This is a genomic window from Paenibacillus sp. FSL R7-0302, from assembly GCF_038006885.1.
Lineage (GTDB): Bacteria > Bacillota > Bacilli > Paenibacillales > Paenibacillaceae > Paenibacillus_AQ.
Window position 1 is genome coordinate 3116940 of the sequence record NZ_JBBOWB010000001.1, and the last position, 17631, is coordinate 3134570.

General features: G+C 52.2%; 20 protein-coding genes. 2 read left to right on the forward strand and 18 right to left on the reverse strand.

What is annotated here, in order from left to right:
• Positions 1-192: 192 nt before the first annotated feature.
• The 7 genes from MKY96_RS13550 to MKY96_RS13580 form a co-directional block, all read right to left on the reverse strand.
• Positions 193-969: a stalk domain-containing protein gene (locus tag MKY96_RS13550; protein WP_340941035.1), complete on the reverse strand. Its 777-nt coding sequence runs from the start codon at positions 967-969 to the stop codon at positions 193-195.
• Positions 970-1068: 99 nt separating this feature from the next.
• On the reverse strand, positions 1069-1836 hold the full coding sequence (locus tag MKY96_RS13555; protein ID WP_340941037.1) for a M15 family metallopeptidase: 768 nt from the start codon (positions 1834-1836) through the stop codon (positions 1069-1071).
• A gap of 69 nt (positions 1837-1905) precedes the next feature.
• Entirely contained in the window at positions 1906-2346 is a 441-nt protein-coding gene (locus MKY96_RS13560; RefSeq protein ID WP_340941039.1) for an FtsW/RodA/SpoVE family cell cycle protein, read from the reverse strand.
• Positions 2343-3236: a permease prefix domain 1-containing protein gene (locus MKY96_RS13565; protein WP_340941040.1), complete on the reverse strand. Its 894-nt coding sequence runs from the start codon at positions 3234-3236 to the stop codon at positions 2343-2345. The genes MKY96_RS13560 and MKY96_RS13565 overlap by 4 nt, the downstream gene beginning before the upstream one ends.
• The gene (locus tag MKY96_RS13570; protein ID WP_036694109.1) at positions 3236-3568 is read right to left on the reverse strand and encodes a PadR family transcriptional regulator; all 333 of its coding nucleotides are present in this window, start codon (positions 3566-3568) and stop codon (positions 3236-3238) included. Before MKY96_RS13570 ends, MKY96_RS13565 begins: the two co-directional genes overlap by 1 nt.
• A gap of 182 nt (positions 3569-3750) precedes the next feature.
• A complete protein-coding gene (locus MKY96_RS13575; protein ID WP_340944552.1) occupies positions 3751-5205 on the reverse strand; it encodes a DHA2 family efflux MFS transporter permease subunit in 1455 nt (484 codons plus the stop codon).
• Positions 5206-5271: 66 nt separating this feature from the next.
• On the reverse strand, positions 5272-5841 hold the full coding sequence (locus tag MKY96_RS13580) for a TetR/AcrR family transcriptional regulator (protein ID WP_340941041.1): 570 nt from the start codon (positions 5839-5841) through the stop codon (positions 5272-5274).
• Positions 5842-6049: 208 nt separating this feature from the next.
• Between MKY96_RS13580 and MKY96_RS13585 the strand changes: the two genes are divergently transcribed.
• Positions 6050-6493 carry a DUF4395 domain-containing protein gene (locus MKY96_RS13585; protein ID WP_340941042.1) on the forward strand — a complete coding sequence of 148 codons (444 nt, stop codon included), beginning with the start codon at positions 6050-6052 and terminating at the stop codon, positions 6491-6493.
• 138 nt (positions 6494-6631) lie between these two features.
• Here MKY96_RS13585 and MKY96_RS13590 read toward each other — a convergent pair whose 3' ends face one another.
• The 7 genes from MKY96_RS13590 to MKY96_RS13620 all read right to left on the reverse strand — a co-directional run bounded on the left by MKY96_RS13590 (position 6632) and on the right by MKY96_RS13620 (position 13349).
• Entirely contained in the window at positions 6632-7162 is a 531-nt protein-coding gene (locus MKY96_RS13590; RefSeq protein ID WP_209870284.1) for a hypothetical protein, read from the reverse strand.
• A 115-nt stretch (positions 7163-7277) separates the two neighbouring features.
• Positions 7278-8210 carry an NAD-dependent epimerase/dehydratase family protein gene (locus tag MKY96_RS13595; RefSeq protein ID WP_340941045.1) on the reverse strand — a complete coding sequence of 311 codons (933 nt, stop codon included), beginning with the start codon at positions 8208-8210 and terminating at the stop codon, positions 7278-7280.
• Positions 8211-8518: 308 nt separating this feature from the next.
• Positions 8519-9508, reverse strand: a complete 990-nt coding sequence (locus MKY96_RS13600; RefSeq protein ID WP_340941046.1) for an ROK family protein — start codon at positions 9506-9508, stop codon at positions 8519-8521.
• A gap of 233 nt (positions 9509-9741) precedes the next feature.
• Positions 9742-10527, reverse strand: coding sequence for an ABC transporter permease (locus MKY96_RS13605; RefSeq protein WP_340941048.1), 786 nt, complete (start codon positions 10525-10527; stop codon positions 9742-9744).
• Between the two features lie 8 nt (positions 10528-10535).
• Entirely contained in the window at positions 10536-11330 is a 795-nt protein-coding gene (locus tag MKY96_RS13610) for an ABC transporter permease (protein WP_036730060.1), read from the reverse strand.
• A gap of 70 nt (positions 11331-11400) precedes the next feature.
• The gene (locus tag MKY96_RS13615) at positions 11401-12456 is read right to left on the reverse strand and encodes an ABC transporter ATP-binding protein (protein WP_340941050.1); all 1056 of its coding nucleotides are present in this window, start codon (positions 12454-12456) and stop codon (positions 11401-11403) included.
• 110 nt (positions 12457-12566) lie between these two features.
• A complete protein-coding gene (locus tag MKY96_RS13620) occupies positions 12567-13349 on the reverse strand; it encodes a GTP cyclohydrolase II (RefSeq protein WP_340941051.1) in 783 nt (260 codons plus the stop codon).
• A 208-nt stretch (positions 13350-13557) separates the two neighbouring features.
• On the opposite strand from MKY96_RS13620, the gene MKY96_RS13625 reads away from it, so the two are divergent.
• A complete protein-coding gene (locus MKY96_RS13625) occupies positions 13558-13884 on the forward strand; it encodes a winged helix-turn-helix transcriptional regulator (RefSeq protein ID WP_340941052.1) in 327 nt (108 codons plus the stop codon).
• 96 nt (positions 13885-13980) lie between these two features.
• Here the strand turns inward: MKY96_RS13625 and MKY96_RS13630 are convergent, their stop codons facing one another.
• From MKY96_RS13630 to MKY96_RS13645, 4 genes are read right to left on the reverse strand one after another with little or no spacing between them, the layout of a single operon-like run.
• Positions 13981-14862, reverse strand: a complete 882-nt coding sequence (locus MKY96_RS13630; RefSeq protein WP_340941053.1) for an ABC transporter permease subunit — start codon at positions 14860-14862, stop codon at positions 13981-13983.
• Positions 14859-15851 (reverse strand): ABC transporter ATP-binding protein, encoded by a 993-nt coding sequence (locus MKY96_RS13635; protein WP_340941055.1) that lies wholly within the window; start codon positions 15849-15851, stop codon positions 14859-14861. The genes MKY96_RS13630 and MKY96_RS13635 overlap by 4 nt, the downstream gene beginning before the upstream one ends.
• The gene (locus MKY96_RS13640) at positions 15848-16966 is read right to left on the reverse strand and encodes a hypothetical protein (protein WP_340941056.1); all 1119 of its coding nucleotides are present in this window, start codon (positions 16964-16966) and stop codon (positions 15848-15850) included. Before MKY96_RS13640 ends, MKY96_RS13635 begins: the two co-directional genes overlap by 4 nt.
• Positions 16967-16989: 23 nt before the next feature.
• Entirely contained in the window at positions 16990-17505 is a 516-nt protein-coding gene (locus MKY96_RS13645) for a sigma-70 family RNA polymerase sigma factor (RefSeq protein ID WP_340941057.1), read from the reverse strand.
• Positions 17506-17631: the final 126 nt, after the last annotated feature.

The window sequence follows — 17631 nt, forward strand, 5'->3', positions numbered from 1 at the left end:
GCAGCTTGTCGCCCTCCTCTGTCACAGAATCTTAATCATTGATCTAATCAACGATTTAAACATTGTTTAATTCGAATTTAAAATTACTCTCTTTCCGGCATTCTGTCAACAGAAAGTTAAAGGGAGAATTCCTACAGCTATACTTAAGCCGTGGAATTCTCCCTCGGGAGTGAAGTTATGTCTTATGCGAATTTAGGATTGGCCTGGGCTGGCCAATACTTCACTGGCTGCCTGGACCGGCGTTAGAGTTAGGTTGGTGAGCTTGCCTGAAGCGCCAAATTCCAGAGTCAGTACAGCCTCCGCTTTGGTGAAGGACAATACGCTCACAATCGTGATTACTCCATCCTGCTGTGTGCTGGTGGTCGATTTCACTCCGTGGTAACTGCCCGCCAGCGAGTTAATCCCATCCCAGCTCTGCTGGAGAACCGGAAGAGCAGCGGGTTCTGCATCCTTGGCGTAATACCGCTCCTTCAGCGCCGGATAGTTACCGGTTGCCAGCAGACCTGCTACGGCACTTGCCATTACCTCCGGTGTGTATACGTCAACCTGAGCTGTTTCCGGATTATAAGAGGTAACTAACCCGATCGCTGCAAAAAAAGATAGCGGCGCGTACGCTCTTTTTTGTTTTAACTCAAAGCCGCCTGTAAAAGGTACTTTGTTCTTGCCGTCCAGCACAAGCTCCTTTCCGGATAGTCTGAACTGAACGCTCTCCTGGAACCGTTCCAGCAGGAACGTTCCGGTAGCCCCACTGAAGGTGACCTTATATTTGAGGGCTTGGGCCGTCTCACGCAGTGGAATCATGACATCCGGTCCGTTGGTATAGGCCGGTGCTTCACCTGTCTGCAATTCCTGACCGTTCACGATAATCCTCAAGCTTCCGGTGGCACTCACGTTATCACTGGTCAATACACCTGCTCCTGCTGCAAATAACATTACACTAAGGAATACGGCTGCGATTCTTTTGAACAAATCGATCCCACCTTTCCTATATTCGAATATTATGCACGCATGCTTCAGAGATTAACCTTGCATTATTCATTAACCGTTCTATACAGCTTTGGAACAGCCCTACTCGACTTTGAAGTTGAAATATTGCTTCGGGTAAGGCTCCTTGATCAGTGTGAAATGCCACCATTCCTTGGCGTACGGCTTGAAGCCCTGCTTCGTCATCGCATCCTTCAGAATCTTCCGGTTAGCATGTTGGGTGCTGCTGATGAGTGTCGTATTATAGTAAGAGATTTCGCCGAAAAAATCATAAGGACTGCCCATATCCACCAGCTTACCTGTACTCTTCTGAGCCAGGGTCAGGTCGATCGTGCTGCCCCGGGAATGCCCCGATTTCTTGGCGATGAAGCCCAGCTTGAACAGATTCCGCTTGTCCAGCTTCGGATAATACTGCGCCTTCATCTTCAGATCACCGGCATCTTGTGACCAGCGCACGAAGTGATTAACGGCTTGCTGCGGACGGTAAGCGTCATAGATTCTCAGGATATAGCCCTTCTGTTCCAGATCTTCACTAACCTTCTTCAGCGCAGCAGCGGCAGTCCGCGAGAAGATCGCCAGCGGTGCCTTATATCCGTCCACCCTAGTGCCGGTAAAATTATTCTCGCTATAGTAACGGATCTCATATTGCGCCGATGGAATAACCTCATCCAGATAGACAAAACCGCCGGGGAGATTGTTTTTCTTCACAACTGTACTTGGTGTAAACGGTGTCTCAGGAGTCACGGGTGCCGCTGCTGCCGTTGTCATGACGCCTAGAAGTGCAGCCCCGCTTACAATCATTGCGCCTAACAGTAATCCCAGTCTTGTGCCTCTATATCGCAGCTTATTCACAATGTCTACTCCTCACCTGCCTCATCCCATATTTACCCTTCCAGTATACGGTGCAACCCCAGGGAGCGTCTATAGCGAGGATGGAGCTTGACCCGCTGGGAGCATATCTTTGCGCCTGTAGACCCCCATCAGCAGCCCGAGAGCCGCGAATTCAATGAACACATGCTGTCCGTAGCTCAGGAACGGGAACGGTATAGACACAAGCGGCATTCTGCCGCTGAGTATAGATAAGCCATACAGCAAGCGGATTGAGAGCATCAGCGTCAACGCAAGGATCAGCATCCTGCCGTAGGTATCGCTTACCGCGCGGGCGTAGGAGAACATTTTGAGTACTAACCAGCAGGTCAGTGCAAGCAGCAGCAGGCCTCCGGCCCAGCCGAAGCTTTGGATCAGGTACACAGGAAAAAGGTCCGTATAAGGAAACAACAAGCGTTCTTCCGCTCCTCTATAGCCCATTCCCTGTCCTCTCCAGCCTGCGGAGGTTAGCGTGTTGTGAATTACACTATTCAAGTAGCCTGCTCCGGTATCCCTATGATCCGCTTGAACGGCCGCGATGAACCGCTCCCGGAGATCAGGTGGTTCCACACATAGAATGCCCCGCCCATTAGACTGGTTACAGCAATCACCGCACCTCTAATCCAGCGGCCTGTCATCCAGATATAGAGCATCAAGGATACGGTCAGATATACAATTAGTTCAGGAAAAGCGGGGATAACCGCATACATCGCGGCTGGCAGCAGCAATAACGATAATTCCGTTAAGTCTCTTGTTCGTCCGCCCCATGATTTCATGAAGCCTTGTCTGTTCCAAATCCCTGCCAGAGCAACTACAAACACATAAGGACTGTATCCGATCACATCGAAGGGGATTCCCAAAGTTTCAATATAACGGTTTTCACCATTAATCATTTTCATGCCTAGCATCAAGCTGAAAAAGATTGATAATAATGCTACTCCATAGATAAATCCCGAGGCACGCTGTATTTGTTTGAAATTGACGAAATACATGATAGCCATTACCGCGATCCCAAGAACGATATACACAGATTGGCGCAGCATAAGAGCATCAGGAATCGGGGAGTCCCCAAACCCCGCTTCCACAGCCGCCATCCCCAGCAGACTTACCGCCGACAACAGAATAACACCCGCCAACAGCGACCAAGGAATCCTGGGTTTATGAATCTGGTGCAGATCCCGGCCGATGGCCTGCGGATCACCCAATTGTGCAATTGCATACTGCTGCGCCTCTTCTTCGGAAGCACCAAGCTCCAGCCGCTCCGACACCAGGTCTGTGAAGTGTCCGCTAAGCTCGTCCCGGATTTCACTGTGCATCCCTTTGGCTCTAACCTCTGCGCATACTGTATCCAGATAACGCTCCAGTTCCTTCTTACTCTGCTCCATCAGCCGCTGCCCTCCCCCAGAACGGTATCCATGGCACCCTTGAACAGCGCCCATTCCGCCTTCTTCTCCTGAAGCTTGTGCTTGCCTTCATCCAATAGCCGGTAATACTTGCGTCTGCGTCCGTCTACCTCCATCCAATACGCTTCCACCCAGCGTTCGCTCTCCATCGCATGGAGAATCGGGTAGAGCGTACCCTCCTTCAGGGCAAAAACTCCCTGCGAGCGCTGCTCCAGCTCTTTAATCAGCTCGTACCCATACAGCGGCCTGTCCAGCAGCAGAGTGAGGATCATCGTCCCCGTGCTCCCCTTCAGCATTTCTTTGCTGACCTTCATCGGCATTTCCTCCTGTTTGTTTCACCTATACATCGTTAATCTATGCTTAATATACAGTATTAACCAAACGAAGTCCAGCCGCCTCACATCCGCCTCCATACATTAGCAAACACAAATAAACCTCTCCCGCCAAATGGCTGCCCATTTTAGCAAGGAGAGGTTCTTAGTCAATAGCAGATTAATTAATGCATAGAAGCCTGAGTCTTGTGCGAAACGATGACACGCTTAAGGAAGAACGCAATCACCAGACCTATAATAGCCATGACCATCCCGAAGATGAAGGCATTCTGCACCCCATGAGTGAAGGCAGCGCCGATGTTCAGCGGATCAGCCGGGTTAGTGACGGTCTGCATGTAGCTTTTGGAGCCGGAGGTCATGATGCTTACCGCCAGTGCTGTACCAATCGCACCCGCCACCTGCTGAAGTGTATTCATAATGGCAGTACCATGCGGGTAGTATTCCAGCGGAAGCTGATTGATACCATTCGTCTGGGCAGGCATCATAATCATGGAGATTCCGATCATAAGCACACTATGAAGCACGATCACGAAGACTACGGTTGAAGTAGCTGTAATCCCCGAGAAGAACCACAAGGAGACAGCGACGAGCACCAGTCCGGGGATAACCAGCCATTTCGGACCGTATTTGTCGAACAGACGTCCCATGACCGGCGACATCAGCCCGTTGATGATTCCGCCAGGCAGCAGCAGCAGTCCTGCCTTGAAGGCTGAATACCCTTGTCCCTGCTGCAGATACATCGGAAGAATCAGCATCGAGGAGAGAATGACCATCATACAGATGAAGACCATCAGTACCCCTACCACGAACATCGGGAACTTGAAGGCGCGCAGATCAATCATCGGCTGCTTCATCGTCAACTGGCGGATACAGAACAGAATAAGGGCAATCGCACCGATCACGATGGCGATAATAACCTTCGGACTTCCCCAGCCTTCCGCTTCACCGGCGCTGCTGAAGCCGTAGACAATACCGCCGAAGCCGAAGGAGGACAGAATAATGGACAGGACATCAATCTTAGGCTTCGTCACTTCCGTGACGTTCTGCATGAAGAGGATTCCGCTAATTAGAGCCATTACCAGGAACGGCAGGGACAGCCAGAAGATCCAGTGCCAGCTCAGGCTCTCAATCAGCAGACCGGCAATCGTAGGTCCAATCGCCGGAGCTACCATGATTACCAAGCCGATAAGTCCCATCGCCGCCCCTCTTTTCTCAGCAGGAATGATGATTAGAATCGTATTGAACATCAGCGGCAGAAGCAGCGCGGTTCCCATCGCCTGCACCACTCTCGCAGTGAGCAGAAACTCGAAATTCGGCGACATCGCCGCAAGGAACGTGCCCAGAATGGAGAAGCATAGGGCAGCGACGAACAACTGTCTTGTGGTGAACCACTGCAGAAGCATCCCTGAGATCGGAACCAGAATGCCCAGCGTCAGCAGATAGGCGGTAGTCAGCCACTGTGCCGTCGATGGTGTAATTTGCAGGACATTCATAAGATCACTTAAAGCTACATTTAGGGCGGTCTCACTGAACATGCCGATGAAGCCGGCAATCAGCAGGGAGATCAGAATGGGTAAAGTCTTGAATTGCCGGGGCTTACTTGAACCCTTGTCAGTCATAGTTGCATTCACTCTCGTATCCTCCTGGTATCTGTGTATATCTCTCTATGGTCTTGCGTATTACGGTTAAGCCAGTATTGCCGGAATGCACTCTGCTGCTGCTTCCAGCGGTTGAATATTTCTGCAGGTCAACGCCTGCAGCAGCGCCCCCTCGAACAAGGAGACCACCACCGAAGCTTTGCACTCTGCCGATTCCTCCTGTACCCCCTCCCGGATCAGACGCTTCGCAATAATATCCTGCCAATCCCTGAAGACACACTGGCAAGCAGTGCGCAGCTCATGGCTGACACAGGAGGTCTCCACGGCTACCCAGAAGCTGAACGGAACCAGTCCTTCAAAAGAGGATTTCTCCGCCTCATTTGCCATAGACATGATGAAATTCTGCACAGCCTGAGCCGGCACCGCTTCACTCTCCATATAATGGCGCAATAAACGGGCTACCTCTTCACTAGTCCGGTTAATGCAGGTCAAGGCCAGCTCCTCTTTGCCGTGGGGAAAATAATAATACAAGGAACCCTTGGGCGATTCGCTGTCTTTAATGATCTGATTCAGTCCGGTAGCATGGTACCCCTGTGTAAAAAACAACCTGGAAGCCGTATCCACAATGGCTTCGCGTGCATTAGGCTTGTTCGACAAGCTCTACACTTCCTTATCTTGACGATCCAACCATTATAACAATTGGTCTACATAATAAAACCACAAAAAAACGCCTCCTGTCAATGGATAATAATTTTAAATTTTAATATTCACTATTGGGTCATAAGACTTAAGGATTGCCACGCATCTGTTCTGCCGCTATAATCGAATTAAAAGTAATTATTCCAATGTGAAAGGTGTGATTACAATGAGTCAAAAGCCTGCAATGCAGGGAATTCCCCGCCCGCTAGTGAAGCTCAATCAGGCCTTCATTGTCATCTCTGTATTACTGGCCTTGCTCACAGGTCTCCACTGGATTCTCGCTCTCCCGCTTGCGGCCGGATTATCAGGACTAATCTTCGGATATAATCCCGTCATCAGGCTATGCAGCCCGCTGCTGACGAAGCCGCGCTCCGCCTATGTGCTTGAAGACCCGGAGCAGCAGCAATTCAACCAGAAGATTGCCGTCTTCTGTCTGGCAGGCGGACTGGTCAGCTTTCTGGCCGGATGGACGATCGCCGGATATATCTTCACCATGATGGTCGGAATCGCAGCAACGGTTGCCATACTCGGCTTCTGCATCGGCTGCTTCATTCATTATCAGTGGAGAATGTACACTTACAGACGCAAGCAAGCCGGGCTTCACAAATAATCCGGGATTCCCTTCCTGCTGCATCCCTCTACCCCTTGTCACAGAACAGGCCAGCCAGTCCTTGCAGCAGTAGAACACTACTGTCAAGGCTTGGCTGGCCTGCGCCTGCCGGAATGAGGCGGACTAAGGTGTACCCGTTCAGCGTTCCCTGCCTGCCACATCCCAGCGGTGACGGAACTTCTCCAGTCGCGGATGGACCTCAGCCGGCGCTTCGGAGAGCAGCAGACGCAGCTTGACAATCCACTCCTCGAAGGAGGAGAAGGAGGCGAACAGATTCGCCATATCTGGAGTCAGATAGAGAAAATACGGCGCGGGGTAAATGTCGCTGATATGACGCAGCGCCGAATCCAGCGGAGTGTACTTCTTTCGCTTACCTTCGAGACTCTCTACGGTGATGAAGGACTGTCCCTGCTCTTTTTTCCACGCATGCAGCCGGTCATCCCGCTTATACCAGGCCTTCACCGGCTCCTTCGTCATCCGCCGGACGGTTTCTTCATGCAGCGGGTAGAGCACCAGCTTCGTGAACTTGCGCTCCACTGCCGTCTCCGCCGCCTTGAGCAGCTCCATATCCGATATATGCTCGAACGAATCATAGAAGATCAGCGTTCCCTTGCGTTCACTGGCTGGCGGTTCATAGCCATAAGGCATATGTTGTATATCACGTGTCATCATATTACCTCCCGTGTATTACTGCCTATAGCATATCATGCTACCCGGGACGGCGTACAATTCTGCAAGCTTGTCAGTGAAAAGCACTGCTGCTCATTTCCCTTGGCTTACTCCGCTAACCCAGCTCTTCACGGAACCATTCTATGGTTTCCCTAATAGCCTTTTTATACGATGTCGGATTGTATTCGGGGAACCGCATCATGAATTTATGATCATTCAGCAGAAGCGGATACTCGAATTCGTATAGAAGCTCATGGAATTCGCTTATTTCCTTATTGAACACACCGGCTAATCCGACTGCCCAGCCAGGCACTGCACAGCACTTTCCCGGACTGCCAGCCGCATGGTGGATATTCATCAGAAATTGCCGTCCCTCAATCGCTCCGGAGCCGGACACATGCCACTCCCCCTGCTCACCGCTCTCCGCCAGCAGCACGGCCGCTCTGGCCGCATCGCGGATATAGACCAGATCATGCGGAACGTCCAGCTTCACCGGCCACTTAATCGTTCTGGCTTGGAGGGCTCCGCTGAAGATCGGTCCGAATAATCGGTTCGTGACATTCGGACCGTAACAATTCGGATATCGCGGAATCACGTAACGGAAGCCCCGCCGTTCAGCCTCCGTCTTAATCAGCTCCTCCAGTTGATTCCGCAGCTTCCCCTTGCGGGTTCGTGCCTCCTTCGGATGGCGTTCATCCGCCGGAAGATATTGGAGCTTGCCGTAACCGTAGATATTGCCCGGAAATACCAGGGTCTGGCCAGTCTTAAGCTGGCGGGTTACCCGCTCCAGTGCCTCTGGCATGACAGAGTACCAATCCTGATACGGTACATTAAGACAGAAATAGACGGTTGTCACCCCATTCAGCGCTTCAGCAAGCACCTTCTCATTCCTTACATCTACTGCCGCCAGGGTCAACAGCGGGCCCTTCAGCCTGCGTAAAGCCTGACTGGAACGGTGGTAGGTAGCCTTCACCAGTCTTCCCCGTGACAGTAATTCTTGTGTGATGGAATGGCCCAGACCGCCATTTCCCCCAATGACGAGATTCATAACATGAACGGCTCCTTATCGAACGCATGAATACCTTCAGCAACCTGCTAACGGTTCATTCAATTTGCCCGTGATTATAATTCGCAGTTGTTGAAGAACCGGATCATCCATGCTGCTTCTATAGAAGGGAAGGATATATATTCCAGTAACCTGCGTTGTTATCAGTATATCGCCTGCAAGTCACTGTAATCATTGGGTTAATTTGACGATTCATGTCGATTTTGAGCTTTTATATGGACATATGGTGAATTATTGGAAATCAATAGTTTTGCATCAGGCGGGTGCGCCAGTAGCACGCGAATTTCCGCTCAATTAGAATGAGCTGGTTGCGTATGCTTCTGTTTCTGATAAGCATATACAGCAGCACCCAGCGTACCTGCACGGCTGCCCAGTTCAGCCTGAACAATCCGGCACCGGCTTGCGGACAGCTTCAGCGCATGGGCATTTACAGTATCGCGGACACTATTCAGGAGACGGTCTCCTGCTGCGGACATGCCGCCCCCGATAATAACCAGCTCCGGGTTCAGCAGATTAATCACATTCGCCAGCCCGAATCCCAGCAGCTCCCCCGTCTCATGCATGACCTCAATGGCCAAGGGGTCTCCGAGATCATAAGCCTCCGAGATCATCTGCGCCGTGATCTGCTTGCGGGTCTGCCCGGTCCAGGTCTGAATCAGGCTGACCCTTCCTGCCTCCAGCTTCTCCTTGAAGGTATTCACCATCCCCACCGCAGACACATACCGCCCCAGGCACCCAGAGCTTCCGCACCGGCAGGGACGTCCCTGCCGGTACATATTCATATGTCCGATTTCACCAGCGCTGAAGGTTGTCCCATACAGCACATTGCCGTCATGAACCATCCCGGAGCCGAGACCGGTGCCGAGTGTGAGCAGAATCAGATGCTTGTATCCTTGTCCGGCACCATGGTGCCATTCCCCGTAAAGATTAACCCGCACATCATTATCTATGTAGACCTCGAAGCCGTAGTAAGGCTTCATTTCATTGACCACATGGACCTGCTCCCAGCCGGGAAAATTCGGTGAGAAGACCGACAGTCCCTCCTCCGGGTCGAGCAGGCCGGGGATTCCCATGCCCATACAGGCAATCTGTGACTCGTAAATCCCGCTTCCTGCACATAGCTGCGCAACAGCAAGCCTGATCCGCTCCAGCACATGTGCGGGCCCCTCCTGCGCTTCTGTGGGTAGTGAAATTTCCTCTACCGCCGTGAAATCCTCATCGAACAGACCTGCCTTAATATTGGTTCCGCCCAGATCAATGCCAACTATATATTTCTCCATCCTGCCCCATCCTTCTTTCCCCATTAGAATGCTGTACCTCTCTTCTCTTATTATGCGCTTTCAACTTTTAGATAAGTAGCATTTTCCGAGCATATGGATAGTACGTTTCACTTGAAAGCGAACATCCTGCGGATAGCGGTTGCTGTTATTTTATTGACAAAGAGGGCTGCCCCTGCAGCCAATACTCACGCTGCGGGACAACCCTCACTGTATAACTATTTCATTCAAGCGTCTTAAGAACCGGCGCCCTTGTACCGCTTGACGCCGAAGCTCCAGGCCATCAGGCCGATGCTGAGGAAGACCACGCCGACCAGCGGGGTCAGCAGCGCCATCGTCCGCATCTCATCGCGGTGCAGGAATAAGGCTGCCGGATATATCCCGACAAAAGCAAACGGGATAATCCAGGTAAGCAGTACCTGAATGGCCCGGTTGTAGATCGTTACCGGATAACGTCCGTACGTCTGGATGTTATACATCAGCGGCAGAATGCCTGTCGGAGCATCCGAATAGAACGACAGCGATGTCAATGTCGTATAGATCCCCGTATAAATGGCTACGGCGCTGAGGGTCAGAAGGATCAGCATCGGCAGGGTCCACCATTCAAACGGCAAGCCCAGATTGCTGCCGCTGATCGCCATGACAATAAGTCCGATGAAGGAGCCGAACAGGGACGGCGGGTCCACATTCTCCAGAAAGATCTGGAACAGGTTATGCGCCGGACGGGTCAGGATGCGGTCCATTTCGCCTTTGACAATATACCGTTCACTGAAGCCCCACATATTGACGAAGCAGCTGAATACGCCGAACGGCACCATGAAGAAGCCGTAGACGAACACCACTTCGTTCTGATTCCAGCCGCCCAGGCTGTCGGTGTGCATGAAGATGACCAGGATGAAGATGAAGTTCGTTGCCTGGAACAGCAGGTCGGAGATAACCTCCACCCAGAAATCCGCGCGGTAGGTTAACCGTGTTTTCATATAATTCTTCAGATATTCAATCAATAAGCCCAGGTAGTACATAGCTCAGCTTAACCCCCCTGCACGAACAGCCGCTGGCGCGCTGCGTGATTTAGCCAGACAATCGGAATGAGCAGAATCAGGAACCAGATGACCTGGATACCCAGCACATTCCAGATTCCTACCCCCTGCACGCGGCCTGTAAATACAGAACCCGGCAGATAGGTAATCGCTTGGAAGGGAAGTACCTTAAGCACGGAGGATAACCAGTCCGGGAATAAGGTAATCGGCACAATCAGCCCCGAGAACAGATCCACGACCACACGCTTCATGCGCATCATCCCCTCATTGTTCTCCACGAAGAAGGCAGACAGGCCTGTGATAATATTAATCTGCGAGCTGATCAGGAAGCTGAAGAACAGCATGACCAGGAACCCGGCCCAAGCCGAAGGCTCCGTAGGGAGCTGCACCGGAAACAGCAGAATGGCAATCACCATGCCCGGGATCATCAGCATCATGAAGCGGAACAGGCCTTCGCCGAGGCCCTGCATCATTTTGACCAGCACATAATTATAAGGACGGATGAACTGGATTGCGATGCTCCCGTCACGGATGTCGGTGGAGATCTCCCGGTCCAGATTGTTGAAGTAGAAAGCCCGCGCCATCCAGGACACCGCCACATACGTGGTCATCTGCGCCCCGGTAAAGCCGCCGAGCGACTCACCATCGCCATAGATCGCTCTCCAGGTGAAATAGTTCACCCCGATATTGAGTGTGTAGATCAGAATCCCCGAATAATAATTCACCCGGTAAGCAAGCATCGTCAGGAACCGGATACGGATAAAATCAAAATAAGCGCCAAGCAGCAGCCTCCGCCCATTCTCCCCGGAACCACCCGGAGAACCGCCGGAGGAGGGAACTGCGGTTGCCAGCTTCTCAGACATGGATAACCTCTTTCTCATCGCTGAGAGCGGCGATCCGCTCCTCCGGCTTCTCTGCCGAGCCTGACTGATAAATACTGCGGACGATGTCATCCGTGTTTGTTTCGATGATTTTGATGTCTGTAATATCGGCCTGTCCGACGACCCGCCCCAGCACATCCGATACATTCAGCTCCAGCGGAATCCAGACCTTGGCCGCCAGCTCATTCTCTGCGGTCCAGGTAACCGGCATGCCTTCCGTCCAGCCGATCAGCTGCTGCAGCTTCGTGGCCGTTCCGAACTGGAACTGCACCTCACGCCCGGTTCCCCAGCGCTGCTTCAGGTCATCCAGCCCTCCGTCATAGATAATCCGCCCGTCATCCAGCATAATGACCCGCGAACAGAGCGCTTCGATATCCTGCAGATCATGCGTGGTCAGCAGGATGGTTGTGCCATGCTCCCGGTTCATATCCTTCAGGAACTCGCGGATCTCCGACTTCACGACAATATCCAGCCCGATCGTCGGTTCATCCAGGAACAGAATGGACGGATTGTGCAGCAGTGCCGCCACCAGCTCGCAGCGCATCCGCTGGCCCAGACTCAGCTTACGGACCGGACGGTTCAGCAGATCCTGAAGCTCCAGGCGTTCCACCAGCTCATCCAGCCGTTTTTTGAACGCCTGCTCTGGCACCCGGTACACCTTGCGCAGCAGCTGGAAGGATTCAATCACGCCGATATCCCACCAGAGCTGGCTCCGCTGGCCGAAGACAACGCCGATATTCTGCACGAACTTCTCGCGCTCCTCGTACGGCACGAAGCCGCCGACAGTCAGACTGCCGGCGGTAGGGACAAGAATTCCGGTTAGCATCTTGATCGTTGTGGACTTCCCGGCCCCGTTCTCCCCGATATATCCGCAGATCTCACCTTCGGGAATGCTGAACGAGATGTCCTTCACTGCCGTTACTTCGGTATATTGCCGCTTAAACAAATCAGCGAAGGCCCCTTTGAGGCCCTCGCGGTTTTTTTGGACTTTGAAGGTCTTGCGCAAGTCCTGCACTTGAATAGCATTCATAGGTTACCTCACTAAGCTAAGAATTGGGTTCAGTACCCCATTATAATAGAATGAATACAAAAGTACTACCTATTTCCTCGTCCCTTTCCTTCCACCTACGCCCGCCCTGCTTATTTAGCCACTCTTCCCTCAAAAAACTCCGCACCCGGCACAGCCTCCAGATGTCCGGAACGGGCCACCTTGGTCCGCAGGTACTTCTCATTGAAGACCGATACATCGCCCCATAGCGGCACCCGCTTCACTGTGTTCATTCCGGCAGCCCGGAGTGCTTCCAGCTTCTTCGGATTGTTGGTGATCAGAGTCACCGGATGGCTGCGCAAATGCTGAAGCACACTAATCGCATCTGTGTAATCTCTGGAATCATCGGCGAACCCAAGCTCCAGATTAGCCTCTACGGTATCATACCCTTCTTCCTGAAGAAGATATGCCATTGCTTTGCTGAACAAGCCAATGCCTCTTCCTTCATGATTCGCCAGATAAAAGAGTGCCCCGGCACCATGCTGAGCAATCATCTTCATCGACTGGTGCAGCTGGAAGCCGCAATCGCAGCGCTTGCTGCCAAAGATGTCCCCGGTATGGCAAATGCTGTGCATCCGGATCAGTGCCTCCTCCGAATGCTCGAAATCTCCGTAGACCAGGACACTGGACTGCTGTCCATCCGCAAGCTTCATCGATGACAACCGGCTGATGAGCAGCTCGGTAGCCTCCTTGCCTTCAGCGCGCTGAAGCTCTTCGTCCGTCACATTCAGCCAGCTGTACCATTTGAAGGTGATCGTCTCCCCGTCCAGATTGACAGGCAGGGTAATAGGTCCGACCAATATATTCGTAGAGTTTTCCATAGGAATCCGGTTGATTTTGTTCTGTAGTATAGATAGGATATCTGGGTTGATCATAAGAGCACCGTCCTAAAAGTTTGATAGCATATAGCATACGCTTCTTTGATTGTATTAATTTAATTTTTAATATTGAACTTTTGACGTAGTAACTATTTGTAAGTTAGTTTATCATTGTAATATAACTTCGTCAAGTTATAATATATATTTAAATATTTATAATTACTTATTGTAAGTTTATGATATAATGAATGCTGAGGTGATCCTTATGAATGATTTTGAAATGTGCCCGCGGTTCGAGAAAGCGGTAGATGTGCTTAGCAAGCGGTGGGTAGCCCTGATCGTGTTTGTCCTGATGGATGGTCCGCGGCGGTTCGGGGAAATTGAGCATTGCTTGTCCAATCTTAGCGGCAAGGTCTTGTCTGACCGATTGAAGGAAATGGAGGCTGAAGGGATCATACAGCGTTCTGTATACCCTGAGATGCCCGTACGAATTGAGTATTCGTTAACCGATAAAGGTACGGCACTGGCTCCCATTCTTGGAGAGATCGGTAACTGGTCTACGGATTGGATCGAGATTGGCGTGACCAAATGATTCCCGCACGGCACGCGAAGCAGCGCCCTTGAAGCTCCTGAACAGGAACCTTCGGGGCGCTGCTTTGTTTGATTTTATAATAAGCATGGTCGATTCCTACAGATCCTTACGCTGAAAGCGCAAAAGCCCCAGCCCAAAGATAACCACAGTGTAGATTACAGCGTATGCGACAAAGGTATTAGACGGAAATGAATTGAAATTCATCAGACTAAGCGCACCGTTATCCATCGATACCATACCATTCATATCCTGTAAGCTGAACAGCTCGACTGTCATTCGGCGCTGCAAGGTATCTGCCGGCATAATCATCGAGATCATTCCAGTCAGATTATTCAGCACCTTCAGTCCGTCGTCCTCCAGTCTCAGCGACCCGCTAAGCTTATCTACCATCCCGCCGAGAAATCCCGCCCCGTAGAGCATTGTCATGAACACACCGTTGCCAAGCGCCGAGAATAGTCCCGAACCCAGCATGGATACGGAGATTAACAAGGGAACAACAGAGGCAAACAGGAGGAATGACCTCACCAGCACGGCCGCTTCTCTGGGAACATTTGCGTGGGCATTTGTAATCAGCAGGATTGCGGTGAACAGAATGAGTGCATAGATCGTTCCCAGCGTAACGAAGCCTAGCCAGCGGCCAAAATACCATTTCCAGCGCGGCAGGGGCCGGGGTAACAGAGCCTGCATGACCCCCTGCTCCGCTTCACCAGCAATCACCGAGAAAGAGCTGAAAATCGCCAGAAAGGCAATAACGAACGCGCCGAAGAAGAAGCCCAGACTCAGAATAAAAGCGCCGTTCATGTACTGCATGAACAACCCGCTGCCATTTCCCAGCGTTCCGGTCCCTTGATCGTTCGTTCCTACGGTATCGGCCACAAACCAGAAGGCAATCAGGAACACCAGGGTAAGCAGGAGGGTTAGCAGCATCACTTTTTTACGCAGCATTTCCTTCCAGGTCATTGCAACTATGGTTCTCATTCCTTCTCCCCCCTATGACTTAGCCCGGCTACCGCATCCATGAACCAGTCCTCCAGCCGCTCCGTCTGGCGGATCACCTGATACAGCGTCATCCCCTGCTGGACCATCAGCCCGTTCAGCCAGCCCGCCTGCTCCTCATGATCCAGCTCCGCCTCCAGCCACACGACGCTTGAATCTGACTCCTCCTGTGCCGGATCATAGCCCGATTTACCCGCCGCAGGCACGGATTCCCGGATGGATAGCCCTGTATGCTCATTAAGCCAAGACAGCAAAAAAGGCGTGTATCCGCCCACTTTGAAATGCCAGCTTGTCCGTTTGTTCAGCATCTCCGCTACTTTACCGTGCCGCAGGACCGCTCCGTTACTCAGCAGAGCCATCCGGTCGCACAGCACTTCAACATCCTCAAGTAAATGAGAGTTGAGAAAAATAGTAATTCCCCGTTCCTTCAGCCGCTGCAGAATCTTACGCACTTCCATTCTCCCGATGGGATCAAGGGCTGAGGAGGGTTCATCCAGGAAAAGAATCTCCGGATCATTCACCAGCGCACACGCAAGACCCAGCCGCTGCTGCATTCCCTTGGAATAATGCTTGACCCGGTCCCTTCCGCGCAGCCCGATGCCTACCTCCTGCAGGAGCTGGGGAATTCTCTGATCCATGACGGATTTCGGAATCCGGCACAGCTTGGCATGAAGCCTGACCACCTCTTCACCGGTCAGCCAATCCTGGTAGCGGTACAGCTCCGGCAGATAGCCAATCTTCATTTTGGCTTCGATAGAGCCGAGCGGATGGCCCAGAATGGAAGCCTGACCGCCTGTTGGCGAGATGAGTCCGACCAGCATTTTGACAAAGGTACTCTTGCCGGCACCGTTGGGGCCGAGGAAGCCGAAGGCTTCCCCTTTCCCCACAGTCAAAGTAACATCCCGGCAGCCGCGTCCATTCGGATAAGCTTTGGTCAAGGCGTTCGCATCAATCGCAGGGATACTGCTCATTGTGTGATCAACTCCTGTACTTTCTGGAGGAACTGCTCGCGGTCAGGATAGAGGTCTCCGCCGCTAAGCTGCAGAACCTGCCCCTTCTGCACCCAGACAGCCATGTAGCTGTTGCTGTTACTGAACTTCATTTCAGTAAGAATGACCTGCGTACCGGCCACCGTAATCTGTTCATCATGACTGCCCTTAATCAGCGGCATCGGCAGATCACCGGACAAGATCCGGCTCTTCTGCAGGCTGCTTCTCAGATTATCTGGAATCAGCGGGAAGTTCACGACCGCATCAATCGCTTCGTCCAGATCCACAGAAGGATCTACGGTAACGACAGGTGTATTCATCTGTGATAAGGACCCCCAGTGCTGACCGGTGCCCAGATCATAATACACCTGCTCGGGGATATGAAGCGTAATCGGCTTGCCATCTACAGACGTAGGCAGCAGATTGTCCGAGCCCAGGCGTTTCAGTGCCTTGTTCACTTCATCCACCTTCAGGGTTAGAGTAATATCCCGGCTTGGTGATACATCTGCTGTCTTTGCAGCAGCAATGTTCGCACCCTTCAAAGGCTCATATCCCAGCAAACCTTGAATTTTGCCAACCGGAATTTCACCGCTGATGCTCCCGTTAACGGATGAGATGTCTCCGAAGGAATTCATCGTTTGGCTGAAGTTCCCGTCTTCCGACGCCTGATAGAACATATCCCGCAGATCGCTTTCTTCGACGACGGTTGCCTCCTGCATCTTGAACTGGTTCAGCAGGGCGGCCATGGCCGTATTCCCTACCGGAGTGGCCAGAACAGCTGCGAAAATCGCTACGCCTGCTGCCGCTGCGGCCCACTTGCGGCTGCGGCTCATAGGCCGGCTCGTCTTCCGCCCTGTCTTCTGTACGGACTCCGCTGCTGCAAGATGTTCCGCCTTAGCTGCCGGAAGCACTTCATCTGCTGCCGGTTCTGTTCTATCTGATCTATCAGCCTTGGCAGTCTGTTCCTCTAGAGTGGTCTCTTGCTTGCCCCATGTAGCCCACACCGGATTGACCGGCTCGTCTTCCAGCTTCTCCTGTAATTTCGCCCAGGCTGCATCTGTGTTCTGTGGCTGTATCTGCCCGTTTGCTCTATTCATGGTTTCTTTCCTCCCGGATCTCATTATTCTTGCGGAATGGATTTCACCGCATGGTGTTTCAGTTTGGCTGTCGCCCGGCTTAACAGGGTTCCGACTACCGGCGGCTTCACTCCCAGCTCCCCGGCGATCTCCGCGTAGCTGTAGCCCGAATACTTAAGCAGCAGGGCCTGCCGGTCCCGCTGAGGAAGATCCTCCAGCCAGCTCCGCACATCTTCCTGATCCAGCTTGCTGAGGACTAATTCTTCCCCTGTAGGAGCAGAAGCCCCCGCATCATATAACAGCTCCTGCTTGTTGATCAGACGCCGCTCTCTCACCCGCTGGTTCAGATAATCATATCCGATCCGTGTTAGCACTCTATGCAGCCACGCCCCCAGCGCTGCGGGATCATCCGGCGGGTTTCTGTAAAGTCTGATAAAAACCTCCTGCGCCAGATCATCGGCAGCACTCTCGTCCCTCACAAGTGCCGCCAGCTTGCGACGCACACTCGGGTAATGCTCATAAAAGATTAATTTGTATGGGTCTGATTCCGGAATATTCATTAGGGTAATCCTCCTTATCCGCTGCAGCTATAAGTAAGACGAAGGCTGGGGCTAATTTGTATCATCTTGCCTCAAGATTTCTCTCCAGCAATTCTGATCTTCTAATTATACGGCAGGCCGGTTGAC

What these genes read in the sequence shown, in the direction of transcription:
- MKY96_RS13565 (WP_340941040.1), bottom strand. Translation starts at nt 3,236, where the DNA reads ATGGAGCAGAGTAAGAAGGAACTGGAGCGTTATCTGGATACAGTATGC.
- MKY96_RS13570 (WP_036694109.1), bottom strand. Translation starts at nt 3,568, where the DNA reads ATGAAGGTCAGCAAAGAAATGCTGAAGGGGAGCACGGGGACGATGATC.
- MKY96_RS13575 (WP_340944552.1), bottom strand. Translation starts at nt 5,205, where the DNA reads ATGACTGACAAGGGTTCAAGTAAGCCCCGGCAATTCAAGACTTTACCC.
- MKY96_RS13585 (WP_340941042.1), top strand. Translation starts at nt 6,050, where the DNA reads ATGAGTCAAAAGCCTGCAATGCAGGGAATTCCCCGCCCGCTAGTGAAG.
- MKY96_RS13590 (WP_209870284.1), bottom strand. Translation starts at nt 7,162, where the DNA reads ATGACACGTGATATACAACATATGCCTTATGGCTATGAACCGCCAGCC.
- MKY96_RS13595 (WP_340941045.1), bottom strand. Translation starts at nt 8,210, where the DNA reads ATGAATCTCGTCATTGGGGGAAATGGCGGTCTGGGCCATTCCATCACA.
- MKY96_RS13600 (WP_340941046.1), bottom strand. Translation starts at nt 9,508, where the DNA reads ATGGAGAAATATATAGTTGGCATTGATCTGGGCGGAACCAATATTAAG.
- MKY96_RS13605 (WP_340941048.1), bottom strand. Translation starts at nt 10,527, where the DNA reads ATGTACTACCTGGGCTTATTGATTGAATATCTGAAGAATTATATGAAA.
- MKY96_RS13615 (WP_340941050.1), bottom strand. Translation starts at nt 12,456, where the DNA reads ATGAATGCTATTCAAGTGCAGGACTTGCGCAAGACCTTCAAAGTCCAA.
- MKY96_RS13620 (WP_340941051.1), bottom strand. Translation starts at nt 13,349, where the DNA reads ATGATCAACCCAGATATCCTATCTATACTACAGAACAAAATCAACCGG.
- MKY96_RS13625 (WP_340941052.1), top strand. Translation starts at nt 13,558, where the DNA reads ATGAATGATTTTGAAATGTGCCCGCGGTTCGAGAAAGCGGTAGATGTG.
- MKY96_RS13630 (WP_340941053.1), bottom strand. Translation starts at nt 14,862, where the DNA reads ATGAGAACCATAGTTGCAATGACCTGGAAGGAAATGCTGCGTAAAAAA.
- MKY96_RS13635 (WP_340941055.1), bottom strand. Translation starts at nt 15,851, where the DNA reads ATGAGCAGTATCCCTGCGATTGATGCGAACGCCTTGACCAAAGCTTAT.
- MKY96_RS13640 (WP_340941056.1), bottom strand. Translation starts at nt 16,966, where the DNA reads ATGAATAGAGCAAACGGGCAGATACAGCCACAGAACACAGATGCAGCC.
- MKY96_RS13645 (WP_340941057.1), bottom strand. Translation starts at nt 17,505, where the DNA reads ATGAATATTCCGGAATCAGACCCATACAAATTAATCTTTTATGAGCAT.